This is a genomic window from Enterobacter sp. BWH52 (assembly GCF_001037565.1).
In the GTDB taxonomy this organism is placed as follows: domain Bacteria; phylum Pseudomonadota; class Gammaproteobacteria; order Enterobacterales; family Enterobacteriaceae; genus Enterobacter; species Enterobacter hormaechei_C.
The window spans coordinates 1,895,306-1,907,840 of sequence record NZ_KQ089854.1; the positions used below are offsets into that span (position 1 = coordinate 1,895,306).

Annotated in this window: 13 protein-coding genes and 2 tRNA genes; 5 read left to right on the forward strand and 10 right to left on the reverse strand. The window is 54.4% G+C overall.

Features of this window, described 5'->3' with window-relative positions; translation table 11 throughout:
* Positions 1-78: 78 nt before the first annotated feature.
* From SK47_RS08975 to mdtK, 3 genes are all read right to left on the reverse strand, one after another.
* Positions 79-155, reverse strand: a tRNA-Val gene (locus tag SK47_RS08975).
* 4 nt (positions 156-159) lie between these two features.
* Positions 160-236 (reverse strand) — tRNA-Val (locus tag SK47_RS08980).
* A 153-nt stretch (positions 237-389) separates the two neighbouring features.
* On the reverse strand, positions 390-1,763 hold the full coding sequence (mdtK, locus tag SK47_RS08985; RefSeq protein ID WP_032634141.1) for an MdtK family multidrug efflux MATE transporter: 1,374 nt from the start codon (positions 1,761-1,763) through the stop codon (positions 390-392).
* 225 nt (positions 1,764-1,988) lie between these two features.
* Here mdtK and SK47_RS08990 point away from each other — a divergent pair, with 225 nt between their 5' ends.
* Positions 1,989-2,630, forward strand: a complete 642-nt coding sequence (locus SK47_RS08990) for a riboflavin synthase (protein ID WP_048243959.1) — start codon at positions 1,989-1,991, stop codon at positions 2,628-2,630.
* A gap of 31 nt (positions 2,631-2,661) precedes the next feature.
* On the opposite strand, the gene cfa is transcribed toward SK47_RS08990, so the two are convergent.
* Positions 2,662-3,810 (reverse strand): cyclopropane fatty acyl phospholipid synthase, encoded by a 1,149-nt coding sequence (gene cfa, locus SK47_RS08995; RefSeq protein WP_003857641.1) that lies wholly within the window; start codon positions 3,808-3,810, stop codon positions 2,662-2,664.
* 298 nt (positions 3,811-4,108) lie between these two features.
* A complete protein-coding gene (gene punC, locus SK47_RS09000) occupies positions 4,109-5,308 on the reverse strand; it encodes a purine nucleoside transporter PunC (RefSeq protein WP_003857639.1) in 1,200 nt (399 codons plus the stop codon).
* Between the two features lie 112 nt (positions 5,309-5,420).
* Here punC and punR point away from each other — a divergent pair, with 112 nt between their 5' ends.
* Positions 5,421-6,332, forward strand: a complete 912-nt coding sequence (punR, locus tag SK47_RS09005; RefSeq protein WP_003857638.1) for a DNA-binding transcriptional activator PunR — start codon at positions 5,421-5,423, stop codon at positions 6,330-6,332.
* A 17-nt stretch (positions 6,333-6,349) separates the two neighbouring features.
* On the opposite strand, the gene purR is transcribed toward punR, so the two are convergent.
* Positions 6,350-7,375 carry an HTH-type transcriptional repressor PurR gene (gene purR / locus SK47_RS09010; RefSeq protein ID WP_048243961.1) on the reverse strand — a complete coding sequence of 342 codons (1,026 nt, stop codon included), beginning with the start codon at positions 7,373-7,375 and terminating at the stop codon, positions 6,350-6,352.
* A gap of 297 nt (positions 7,376-7,672) precedes the next feature.
* Between purR and SK47_RS23895 the strand changes: the two genes are divergently transcribed.
* Together SK47_RS23895 and SK47_RS09020 are read left to right on the forward strand one after the other, a co-directional pair.
* The gene (locus SK47_RS23895; RefSeq protein WP_003857632.1) at positions 7,673-7,762 is read left to right on the forward strand and encodes a cytochrome bd-I oxidase subunit CydH; all 90 of its coding nucleotides are present in this window, start codon (positions 7,673-7,675) and stop codon (positions 7,760-7,762) included.
* A gap of 161 nt (positions 7,763-7,923) precedes the next feature.
* Positions 7,924-9,090, forward strand: coding sequence for an MFS transporter (locus SK47_RS09020; RefSeq protein WP_003857631.1), 1,167 nt, complete (start codon positions 7,924-7,926; stop codon positions 9,088-9,090).
* 37 nt (positions 9,091-9,127) lie between these two features.
* Here the strand turns inward: SK47_RS09020 and sodB are convergent, their stop codons facing one another.
* Together sodB and SK47_RS09030 are read right to left on the reverse strand one after the other, a co-directional pair.
* On the reverse strand, positions 9,128-9,709 hold the full coding sequence (gene sodB, locus SK47_RS09025; protein WP_003857629.1) for a superoxide dismutase [Fe]: 582 nt from the start codon (positions 9,707-9,709) through the stop codon (positions 9,128-9,130).
* Positions 9,710-9,831: 122 nt separating this feature from the next.
* Positions 9,832-10,590 carry a C40 family peptidase gene (locus SK47_RS09030; protein ID WP_023313959.1) on the reverse strand — a complete coding sequence of 253 codons (759 nt, stop codon included), beginning with the start codon at positions 10,588-10,590 and terminating at the stop codon, positions 9,832-9,834.
* Positions 10,591-10,928: 338 nt separating this feature from the next.
* Between SK47_RS09030 and grxD the strand changes: the two genes are divergently transcribed.
* On the forward strand, positions 10,929-11,276 hold the full coding sequence (gene grxD / locus SK47_RS09035; RefSeq protein ID WP_003832760.1) for a monothiol glutaredoxin 4: 348 nt from the start codon (positions 10,929-10,931) through the stop codon (positions 11,274-11,276).
* A 79-nt stretch (positions 11,277-11,355) separates the two neighbouring features.
* On the opposite strand, the gene rnt is transcribed toward grxD, so the two are convergent.
* Both rnt and gloA read right to left on the reverse strand, forming a co-directional pair.
* Positions 11,356-12,015: a ribonuclease T gene (gene rnt / locus SK47_RS09040; protein WP_003857625.1), complete on the reverse strand. Its 660-nt coding sequence runs from the start codon at positions 12,013-12,015 to the stop codon at positions 11,356-11,358.
* 96 nt (positions 12,016-12,111) lie between these two features.
* Positions 12,112-12,519 carry a lactoylglutathione lyase gene (gloA, locus tag SK47_RS09045; protein ID WP_003857623.1) on the reverse strand — a complete coding sequence of 136 codons (408 nt, stop codon included), beginning with the start codon at positions 12,517-12,519 and terminating at the stop codon, positions 12,112-12,114.
* Positions 12,520-12,535: the final 16 nt, after the last annotated feature.

The following is a 12,535-nucleotide window of genomic DNA, read 5'->3' on the forward strand; positions in this document are numbered from 1 at the left end:
GGTCACTTTCGATGTGCTTAAAAGGTTTGCTGCCTCTGCATGAGGCTGAACGGGAATGAAATGTGAGAGAAAACAGATTGGTGCGTCTGAATGGACTCGAACCATCGACCCCCACCATGTCAAGGTGGTGCTCTAACCAACTGAGCTACAGACGCAAGATGGTGCGTTCAATTGGACTCGAACCAACGACCCCCACCATGTCAAGGTGGTGCTCTAACCAACTGAGCTATGAACGCATTGTGTTGTCGGTGACAACGGGGACGAATATTAGCGGCACAGCACCAAGGTGGCAAGAGGGAAAATGCATTTTTCTCTCTGATTTCACGCGATTGCTTCATTACCGCGCAAAGTGAAGAGAAAGTAGCCGCCAGCCGGCGGCTACAGGGTCATTAACGTGCAGCGCGCTGCAAAATAACCGTAGAGGGCTGACGTTGCAGGAAACGCATGCGCAGCATCATCATAATGGCCGCAGACGTTAAGCCGATGATAAAGCCCATCCAGAATCCGGCTGGCCCCATGCGATCCACCACCAGATCCGTGAGCGCCAGAATGTAACCACTCGGCAGGCCCAGCACCCAGTAGGCAATAAAGGTGATAAAGAAGATGGAACGCGTATCTTTATACCCACGCAGCACGCCGCTGCCAATGACCTGGATGGAGTCAGAGATCTGATAAATGGCCGCCAGCAGCATCAGGTGCGAGGCCAGAGTTACTACCTCCGGGTTGTCGTTATAGAGCAGGGCAATTTGCTCACGCAACAGCACGGTAAAGAGGGCGGTACAGACCGCCATGCAGACGCCGACGCCCAGCCCGGTGCGGGCAGCCGTTTGCGCATCCAGCGTAGAACCTTGCCCCAGACGGAAGCCCACGCGAATCGTCACCGCAGCCGCCAGCGACATCGGCAGAACAAACATCAAAGAGCTGAAGTTCAGCGCGATCTGGTGGCCTGCCACATCAATAATCCCTAACGGCGAGACCAGCAGGGCGACGACGGCAAACAGCGTCACTTCAAAGAACAGCGCCAGCGCTATGGGCAGACCCAGCTGTGTCAGGCGGGTCAACATCGACCAGTCAGGCGTGCTAAAGGCGGTGTCGTTGCGAATGTCGCGCATGGATCGCGCATGCTTAATGTAGGTGAGCATGCTTCCGAACATCACCCAGTACACCGCTGCCGTCGCCACGCCGCAGCCCACGCCGCCGAGTTCCGGCATGCCAAAATGACCGTAAATGAAGATATAGTTCACGGGAATGTTCACCAGCAAGCCGATAAAGCCCATCACCATGCCCGGCTTGGTTTTTGCCAGCCCTTCACACTGGTTACGTGCCACCTGGAAGAACAGATAGCCGGGCGCGCCCCAGAGCAGGGCGCGCAGATAACCGACCGCCTTATCCGCCAGCGCCGGGTCGATATTATGCATGGCGCGAATAATATACCCGGCGTTCCACAGGACGATCATAATCAGGACGGAGACGAACCCGGCCAGCCAGAAGCCCTGGCGCACCTGATGGGCCACGCGGTCACGTCGACCGGAGCCGTTAAGCTGTGCGATGACGGGCGTTAGCGCCAGCAGCAGGCCGTGACCAAACAGAATGGCCGGGAGCCAGATTGAGGTTCCGATCGCCACGGCGGCCATATCGGTGGCGCTGTAACCACCGGCCATTACCGTATCCACAAATCCCATTGCGGTTTGGGCTACCTGCGCGACGATCACCGGTATTGCCAGTGCCAATAACTGACGCGCTTCGATCATATACTTCTGCACGTGAACACCTTTGTATTGTAGTTATTTGAGAGACTAAAAAGGCCGCCGTTACTGGCAGCAAGAAGAAAAAACAGAGGGATGCCAGCTATTGTAGCGGGGTTTAACTAATTATCTAGTGAAAAAATCGCCAGAAATTGCGCATCACTGGCAACCTGTTTTTTCAACTGTTATTGTGGTGGGATTATACGGTGTCATCGCCGTTCGGAATGAACAGGAGCTGTAAGCATGTTTACTGGTATTGTGCAGGGCACTGCCAAAGTGGTGTCCATTGATGAAAAACCGAATTTCCGCACTCACGTGGTTGAGCTGCCTGAATATATGCTCGACGGCATTGAAACCGGGGCGTCGATAGCGCATAACGGCTGCTGCCTGACGGTGACCGAAATTAACGGTAATCAGATTAGCTTTGATTTAATGAAAGAGACGCTGCGCATCACTAACCTGGGTGAGCTGGAGGTGGGCGATATCATCAACGTTGAACGAGCGGCGAAATTCAGCGATGAGATTGGTGGGCATCTGATGTCGGGCCATATTATGACCACCGCAAAAGTGGCGAAAATCGTGACCTCGGAAAATAACCGTCAAATCTGGTTCAAGGTGCAGGATCCGTCATTAATGAAATACATCCTTTATAAAGGATTTATTGGCATCGATGGGATTAGTCTGACCGTCGGTGAAGTGACGCCTACGCGTTTTTGCGTGCATTTAATTCCTGAAACGCTGCAACGTACTACGCTTGGCGCAAAAAAATTGGGGCAGCGCGTAAATATCGAAATTGATCCCCAGACCCAGGCGGTCGTGGATACCGTTGAGCGCGTGCTGGCGGCGAAAGAGGCGGCGATAATAAAGACCGTGGAAGAAGAATAAAAAATAACCCCGGGTAACCGGGGTTATTTTTTCAGCGAGCCACCCGCAAGCCGTGCTCAATCCCACGACTAAACACCACCTGCCACAGCTGTATATCCCGCGCACGGAACGCGCCCGCACAGGCATTCAGATAATAGCTAAACATCCGTTTGAATCGTTCCGAATAGTTGTCGGCGATTTCAGGCCATGCAGCCTGGAAACGTTCATGCCAGGCCATCAGGGTCGTGTCGTAATCTGCGCCGAAGTTATGCCAGTCTTCCACAATAAAATGAGGTTCGCTGGCGTTCGCAATCTGGCGAACAGAGGGTAAACAGCCATTCGGGAAGATATATTTGTTGATCCAGGGGTCCACATTGTTATCGGTGCGCTTAGAGCCGATGGTGTGTAGCAGGAAAATTCCGTCAGGCTTCAGGTTACGATCGGCGACCTCAAAGTAGGTCTTGTAGTTCTTCGGCCCCACGTGCTCGAACATACCTACGGAAACAATACGATCGAACTGCTCATTCAGGTCGCGGTAGTCCTGAAGCCGAATATCAACATCCAGTCCCAGACAGCGTTCCTGCGCCATCTTCTGCTGTTCAGCCGAAATCGTGACGCCGACTACGCTGACGCCGTAATTTTTCGCCATAAACCAGGCAAGACCACCCCAGCCACAGCCGATGTCCAACACACGCATACCGGGCTGTAACTGCAATTTATCGCAGATCAGTTGCAGCTTATCCTGCTGCGCCTCTTCCAGGGTCGTCGCTTTTTTCCAGTATCCGCAGGAGTACTGCATTAAAGGATCGAGCATACGGCTGAACAAATCGTTGCCAAGGTCGTAATGCTCTTTACCGACGATCCATGCCCGTTTTTTACTTTGCAGATTGAACAGGCGGGCGGAGGCGATACGTAAGGTATCTTTGAAATGACGAGGGAGCTGTTTTTCAAGACCGGCGCGTAATACGCTGGAGAAGAACATATCCAGCCGCTCACACTCCCACCAGCCGTCCATATAGCTTTCACCCAGCCCTAACGATCCCTCCTGTAACACGCGTTTGAAAAAATCGGGATGCTTTATCTGGGGATCGGAGGGGGATGAGCCATTAATCGTAATGCCCGCACGTCCCAACAGTTCACTGACGATCCGGGACCAGTTATCGTCCGGAACGCTGACTTCTTCTATACACGATGAACTCATAGCTTCTCCATCACCTTGCTGTGATCAGAACCTTAAAACAGCGTAGACGCTTTTTTGGTTTGTGAGAAATCTCACGGTAAATGCCCGCGAGGCTAATATCCGACGTAGAACAGAGGAAGGGAGATAACCCTTGCCGAAATGCCTTCCATGGTAAAACGGGAGCGCTCCGGCTCCCGTTAACACTTAATATTTATCGTATTTAATCGAACCAAATTCAGTATAGGCCGCAAAATTTGGTGATTCAACAGAAAATTGTTAGCTACCTAATCACTGGTTTTTAACATAGTTTCCCGCGCAATCAGGCGTGCGACGTTTCGGTTTGTGCATTGTCATTCTGCTCGCGAAGCGCGGAGGACTGCATGCGATAACCCAATCCCGCCAGCGCAACGGTGATCAGCATCACGCTGGTAGTGGTGAGCAGCGGGGTTGCAATCAACGCAGAGACCACGAGACTTGCCAGGAAGCACAGGCCAAGTTGCAGGGTATTTTGCAGCGCGGCAGCGCGGCCTGTCGCCTGCGGAAATGGACGCAACGCCTGGGCTACAACGATAGGGTAGATGGCCCCGTTAGCGATCGCCATGACGCAGAACGGAATCAAAATTTCTGCAAGCCCGGCGCCGGGAATAAAGCCGACAGCCCAGGTCGCAATCACGCTTAGCGCATACAGCACCAGCAGCCAGGGCAGCATCTGTTGGCCTTCCCATTTTTGCAGCGCGGCGCGACAGCCATAGCCACCCACCAGGAAGGCGATGGTCTGTGGTACATAGCTCAGGCCGATAGCCGCCGGGCTGTAGCCCATGTCATGCAGAATGAACGGCGAACCGGTCAGCCAGGCAAAGAAGCTGGCAGAGCAGGCGGCATAAATCAGCACGTTACCGCGATAGGCTTTCGACCGCAGTAAAGAGGTAAAGGTGATGGGCTTCGCGTCCGGATGCGTCTCTTTTTTATGCGCCGGTTTAAGCCCGAACGCGGGCAGCATCAGGACCAGCGTAATAGCAAAGAGCGTGGCGAAAATGGCCTGCCAGTCGAAATGCGCCAGGATCCAGCTTCCCAGTAACGGGGCAAGCGCCGGCGACAGGCCGACCAGGGGCATAATGGTGGCGAATATACGGTTAGTGCGCGAGGCGGGGTAGTAATCGGTTACCAGCGCCTGCCAGGTCACCGCAGCGGCACAGACACCGACCGCCTGAATAAAGCGCAGCGCCAGCAGCCAGGCGGCATCGCGGACCCACAGCATGCCCAGACAGCCTGCGGCAAAAATCGCCAGCCCCAACAACAGGACGGGTTTACGGCCAAAACGATCCGAGAGCGGCCCCCACAGCAATTGCGCAAAAGCAAAACCGGCCAGGAACAAACTCAAACTGGCGCTGATGGCGGCGGCAGGGGTTTGCAAATCTTCCTGCATCGCGGCGAACGCGGGCAGATACATATCGGTCGCCAAAAAGCCCAGCACGCTTAAGCCGCCGAGCCAGACTAAAAATCCTTTCCTGGGTTGCACTTTTTTTCTCCTGAGGAGGCAGGTGTACGTTGGCGCAGAGTGTAGGGAGTGCAAAGCGGCTTGTGAAACGCTAATATTTGGCGGGTGCATTCAAAAAATTTGCAGGCTAAAGATGTGGTCAGATTATTCCCTTGAAGTGGTTGATGCCGTGGCGCGTAACGGCAGCTTTACCGGCGCCGCCCAGGAGCTGCATCGCGTTCCCTCGGCGATCAGTTACACGGTGCGTCAGCTGGAAGCGTGGCTGGCGGTGCCGCTGTTCGAGCGGCGTCATCGCGACGTGGAGCTCACGCCTGCCGGAGCGTGGTTTTTGAAGGAAGGGCGGTCTGTCATCAAAAAAATGCAGATCACCCGTGAGCAGTGCCAGCAGATCGCCAACGGCTGGCGCGGGCATCTCGCTATCGCGGTGGATAACATTGTTAAGCCGGAGCGGACCCGGCAGATGATCGTCGATTTCTATCGTCATTTTTCCGACGTCGAACTGCGTGTTTCGCAGGAAGTGTTCAACGGCGTCTGGGATGCGCTGGCGGACGGCAGGGCGGAGATGGCGATTGGTGCAACCCAGGCGATCCCGGTTGGTGGGCGCTACGCGTTTCGCGACATGGGCATGCTGAGCTGGACCTGCGTGGTCGCGCGCGATCACCCGCTGGCAGCGCTGGAAGGGCCGCTGAGCGATGACACATTACGCAACTGGCCCTCGCTGGTGCTGGAAGATACCTCCCGCTCGCTGCCCAAGCGCATTACCTGGTTGCTGGATAATCAGCGCCGCGTGGTCGCGCCGGACTGGGAGTCGTCAGCCACCTGTCTGAGCGCGGGGCTGTGCGTTGGCATGGTGCCGGTGCATTTTGCGCGCCCGCGCATCGACGCGGGAGAGTGGGTGGCTCTGACGCTGGAAAACCCCTTCCCGGATGCCGCATGCTGCCTGACGTGGCAGCAAAACGACGTCTCGCCCGCCATGGCCTGGCTGCTGGATTATCTGGGAGACAGCGAAACGCTGAACCGGGAGTGGTTGCGGGAACCAGCATAGCTGGCCCCGGAAAGTGATTAACGACGGTAGTCGCGGAACGGACCGTCCGCAACGGAACGGCGTTCTATCAGGCGCGGGTGAACTTCAATGGACTGGGACTGTTCACGCTTGTTGACGATCCTGTCCAGCAGCATGTTGAAGGCCGTTTCACCCAGCGAATCTTTCGGCTGGTGAATGGTGGTCAGCGCCGGGGTAAAGAAGCGGGCGTTGCGCACGTTGTCATAGCCGATCACCGAGATATCCTGGGGGACGCGCAGGCCGAGTTCATCTGCCGCGCATAGCGCGCCCATCGCCATGATGTCGCCGCCGCAGAACACCGCGGTAGGGTGATGCGGCTGGGAGACGATCTGCTGCATGGCGCGATAGCCTGACTCCGGCTCGAAGTCGCCCTGAACAATCCAGTTTTCCGGCACGGTGATCAGCGCCTCTTCCATCGCTTTCATGAAACCGGCCAGACGGCCAGCACCGGTGTTACGCTCCAGAGGACCCGGGATCACGCCAATTTCACGATGACCGCGTTCTACCAGATAACGCCCCGCCATGTAGCCGCCTTCAAAGGCGTTATCAATAACGGAGTCGGTGAAGTCTGCGCGCGCCTCGCCCCAGTCCATGACTACCATCGGAATGTGGCGATACTCTTCCAACATGGAAAGGACCGACTCAGGGTATTCAGAACACATTACCAGCAGGCCGTCGACGCGCTTTTGCGCCATCATTGACAGGTAAGCGCGCTGTTTTTCAATGTTGTTCCACGCATTGCCCAGAATCAGGGTATAGCCTTTCTGGAAGCAGTTTTTTTCAACGGCTTCGATGATTTCAGCAAAATAGGCCGCTTCACTGCTGGTGGCCAGCAGGCCAATCGATTTGGTGTGATTAACCTTCAGGCTGCGGGCGACGGCACTTGGCGAGTAGTGCAGTTCTTTGATTGCCGCCCAGACGGCATTACGCGTCTCTTCAGCGACGAAACGCGTTTTGTTAATAACATGTGATACGGTTGTAGTGGAAACGTTTGCGCGTTTTGCTACGTCTTTAATTGTTGCCATTAAATGTCACTCCAGACCATACCCTAAACACCTGAAAAAATTGAAGGTAAACGTTTGCCTTCTCTCACCCTTATTACGCAAACATGAGTTGCGACACGCCGGGAAAACGACACAGGACGTCAGGAGGGGGTCAGTGGCCGGTACGCTAATAAATTTAGCGTGGAATTTTGTCCTATCTTGATGAAAAGGGGAAGAGGTAAAGTGGATATCCGTTTAAATCCTGGAAGATTTTTGACCTGAACTGTGTAAAAATGAGCAAGCTCACTTTTCGTAGGGTGAATAAAAGGAGAAAAATTGATGAGTACCGATCTGAAGTTTTCGCTGTTTACCACCATTGTTGTTCTTGCTCTGATTGTTGCCGGTGGTTTAACCGCTGCACTGCACTGATTCAGGCGGAGGGAGAACCTTCTCCCTCTCTTGCCGCTATTGTTACCTCTCCGGCAAAAATCTTTTGCCAAAATGTTAACTTCTCATTTTTTGTGATTGATGTCATGCTTTTGACTTCTTAGTTCTGTGCCGGGTTATGGCACGGTATCCGGAGTCTCTTCATGAAAATCAATTTTCCCCTGCTGGCCCTGGCGATTGGCGCCTTTGGGATTGGCACCACTGAATTCTCCCCGATGGGGTTATTGCCTGTTATCGCCCGGGGGGTGGACGTATCTATCCCTGCGGCCGGTATGTTAATTAGCGCCTACGCGATCGGCGTGATGGTGGGCGCGCCGCTCATGACGCTGCTGCTTTCGCACCGTGCGCGCCGCAACGCGCTGATTTTCCTGATGGCGATTTTCACTCTCGGCAATGTGTTTTCCGCGATTTCGCCCGATTACACCACTCTGATGCTTTCGCGCATTCTTACCAGCCTCAACCATGGCGCCTTCTTCGGACTGGGCTCGGTTGTTGCTGCCAGCGTGGTGCCAAAACATAAGCAGGCCAGCGCGGTAGCCACTATGTTTATGGGCCTCACCATCGCTAATATCGGCGGCGTTCCCGCCGCCACCTGGCTGGGAGAAGCCATCGGCTGGCGTATGTCTTTCCTCGCAACCGCCGGACTGGGCGTGGTCGCGATGGTTGCGCTGTTTTTCTCACTGCCGAAAGGAAGTGCTGGAGAACGTCCGGAAGTACGTAAAGAGCTGGCGGTGCTGATGCGTCCTCAGGTGTTGTCCGCGCTGCTCACCACGGTGCTGGGGGCCGGGGCGATGTTTACGCTCTACACCTATATCTCCCCGGTGCTGCACGACATAACCCACGCAACGCCACTCTTTGTTACCGCGATGCTGGTGCTGATTGGTGTCGGGTTCTCGATTGGCAACTATCTCGGCGGGAAATTTGCCGACCGCTCCGTGAGTGGGACGCTGAAAGGTTTTTTAACGCTGCTGATTGTCATCATGGTGGCGATTCCGTGGCTGGCGCGTAACGAAGTGGGTGCCGCGATTGCCATGGTGGTGTGGGGCGCCGCAACCTTTGCCGTGGTGCCACCGTTGCAGATGCGCGTAATGCGCGTTGCACACGAAGCGCCGGGGCTCTCTTCATCGGTGAATATCGGTGCGTTTAACCTGGGCAATGCGCTGGGGGCCGCAGCGGGCGGGGCGGTGATCTCCGGTGGTTTGGGTTACAGCTTTGTGCCGGTGATGGGGGCGATCATTGCCGCACTCGGCCTGCTGCTGGTGATAATGTCTGGTCGTAAACAGCCTCAAGCGGTGTGTACGGCGGAATAAACAAAAACGCAGAAGGGCTGCCCCTTCTGCGTGTCTCTTACGCGGCGAAGTTCTTCGCAACAAATTCCCAGTTAACCAGTGCCCAGAAGTGTTCCAGGTAGTTCGGGCGCGCATTACGGTAATCAATGTAATAGGCGTGTTCCCATACGTCCACGGTCATCAGCGGCGTGGCGCTGGTGGTCAGAGGGGTACCCGCATTAGAAGTGGAAACGATAGCCAGTTTGCCATCAGCCTCTTTTACCAGCCAGGTCCAGCCGGAGCCAAAGTTTTTAACGGCTGCGTCAGTAAACTTCGCTTTAAAATCCGCGAAACTGCCGAACGCGGCGTTAATCGCTGCCGCCAGCTCACCGTCAGGTTCTCCGCCTGCATTCGGGGCCAGGCAGTGCCAGTAGAAGGTGTGGTTCCACACCTGTGCGGCGTTGTTGAATACGCCGCCGTCTGAACTGCGCACGATCTCTTCCAGCGTTTTGCCTTCAAAATCGGTGCCCTTGATCAGGTTATTCAGGTTGGTGACATAGGTCTGGTGATGCTTGCCGTAATGGTACTCCAGGGTTTCCGCGGAAATATGCGGGGCCAGGGCGTCTTTTGCATACGGTAGTGCAGGTAATTCGAACGACATTGCTTCTCTCCTTATAGTTTTATACGTTACCAATAACCCTACAGACAACAAGGACAGGATAGCAAATTGAAAGGGTATGCAAAAGAGGAACTTACCCTGCCACAAGGGCGGCAGGGCAGGGGCTAGCGGATGGTTTTTGGCGTCATCACGCGGCGCGCACCCACATAGTGGCGCACCCAGTAATCTTCGCTGAGAGAGGTGATCTGAATGTCCTGACCGCTGCGCGGTGACTGGATAAATTTACCGTTACCCACATACACCCCAACGTGATCGGCCGTACCGCGTCCCTGGGTGCGGAAGAACACCAGGTCGCCATTTTGCAGTTCGCCACGGTTTACAGGGGCGGCGTCGCGCAGATGGTACATCTCATTGGCGGTGCGTGGAATGCGAAACTTCACCAGATCTTTATAGGCATAATAAACCAGCCCACTACAGTCAAAACCGGTGCGCGGAGAGGTGCCACCCCAGCGATACGGCTTACCTATTTGCCCCATCAGTTTGTTCATCGCCGTTTTTTGCGCTTTCTGCATGCGCGCTTTATGCACGTCAGCCAGCTTCGTCACTTTTGCGCATTTCGTTTTATGGCCTTTGCGCACGGTGCATTTTTCATTCACCAGGCTGGCGGTTGTGCGGGTGGTTTTGTGCGTGCCGGAGCGGAGAGTTTTGGTTTTACTGGAGGCGGTCTTTTTGGTCTGAGCGGTGATTTTCTTCTTAACTGTTTTGCTGGTGGTTTTTTTCTTACGTTCTGTGGATTTTGCCAGATGCGTTTTTTGTACAGCAGAATGCCGCGCCTGTTCAGAGGCGTTCGCCGCTGGCGTAAATGAGAGTGTGGTAAACAGTAAAGCACAGAGCGTCATCGAGATTTTAGTTATCCGCGCCACTGGGCAGTCCCCTGATAAATGCAGGCCACAATGCATACCCGCGTGAGATTTACAAAACCTGTCGATTCTAATCCATAAAATCAGAAGAAGTTAATAGCATTTTTCATTCAAAAATTATGTTTCGTTAGCAAGTGCAAAAAAATTCACCATTCTGACGCACTCCTGTTCGCTCCTTAAGCAAAACCGCACCCCGTCTGGCGATAAACGACATTAGCAATGCAACTTTATGCGATAAGCGATAAAATAATTAGACGTGACAAAAATGTTATTTTCCGATGTCGGCCTGACCCGCTACAATGTCAGACTGATGCCGTAACAGAAGTTAAAGGAAGCAAGACATGAGCACCACTATTGAAAAAATTCAGCGCCAGATCGCTGAAAACCCGATTCTCCTGTACATGAAAGGTTCTCCGAAGCTGCCAAGCTGCGGCTTCTCCGCGCAAGCGGTTCAGGCGCTGTCCGCCTGTGGTGAGCGTTTTGCTTACGTTGATATCCTGCAAAACCCGGACATTCGCGCTGAATTGCCAAAATACGCAAACTGGCCGACCTTCCCACAGCTGTGGGTTGATGGTGAACTGGTTGGCGGATGCGACATCCTGATTGAAATGTATCAGCGCGGCGAACTGCAACAGCTGATCAAAGAGACTGCGGCGAAGTATAAAACCGAAGAGCCGGACGCAGAATAAGTTTTCTGCGGATATAAAAAAGCGACCACATTATGTTGGTCGCTTTTTTTTTGTCCTGGGGGGCTGTTGATAACCCAACCTACGATTGAAGATCGGCCTCGTCGCCCATCGGCAGCGGCCAGCCGCCCAGACGTTTCCAGCGGTTGACGATCTCACAGAACAGCTCCGCCGTACGCTCGGTATCGTATAACGCGGAATGCGCCTGGGTACCGTCAAACGCAATACCCGCCGTGATGCAGGCTTTCGAGAGCACGGTTTGCCCCAGCGCCAGGCCGCTCAGCGCGGCGGTGTCGAAGGTCACAAACGGATGAAATGGATTACGCTTTAGCGAGGCGCGTTCGGCGGCAGCCATGGTGAAGCTGTGATCGAACGTAGCGTTGTGGGCTACCATGATGGCGCGGCTACAGTCATTCTCTTTCATGCCTTTGCGCACCATTTTGAATATGGCGTGCAGCGCCTCGTATTCGCTTACCGCCCCGCGCAGCGGGTTTGTCGGATCGATACCGTTAAAGGCCAGCGCCTCTGGCTGTAAGTTTGCCCCTTCAAAGGGTTCAACGTGGAAATGCAGCGTGGTGTCCGGTACAAGCCAGCCCTGTTCATCCATCTTCAGCGTGATGGCGGCAATCTCAAGCAGCGCATCGGTTTTAGCGTTAAATCCGGCTGTTTCTACATCAATGACAACGGGATAAAAACCACGAAAACGGTCGCACAGACCGGTAAATTGAGCGTTATCGGACATCAGGGTCTCTTACAAGGGGGAAAAAGCAGTGCGCATTATGGCAAATTTTGAGAGGGGATGCAGCAAAACAACGGGCGCATAGTGCGCCCTGAGGGATCAATTGCCCAGACCGCGACCAGCGTCTTTGGCTTCAATCAGTTCGATTTTATAACCGTCCGGATCTTCCACAAACGCAATGACGGTGGTACCGCCTTTAACCGGACCGGCTTCACGGGTGACGTTACCGCCATTGCTGCGGATACGTTCGCAGGCTTCGGCGGCGTTATCCACTTCCAGCGCGATGTGTCCGTAAGCCGTACCCAGCTCATAGCTGTCTACGCCCCAGTTGTAGGTCAGCTCGATGACCGCTTCATCAGATTCCGGGCCGTAACCGACAAACGCCAGAGAGTATTTATATTCCGGATTTTCGCTGGTGCGCAGCAGCTTCATGCCCAGAACGTTAGTGTAGAAATCGATGGAACGTTGCAGGTCGCCAACGCGCAGCATGGTGTGAAGTAGGCGCATAATTTCCTCATTAACC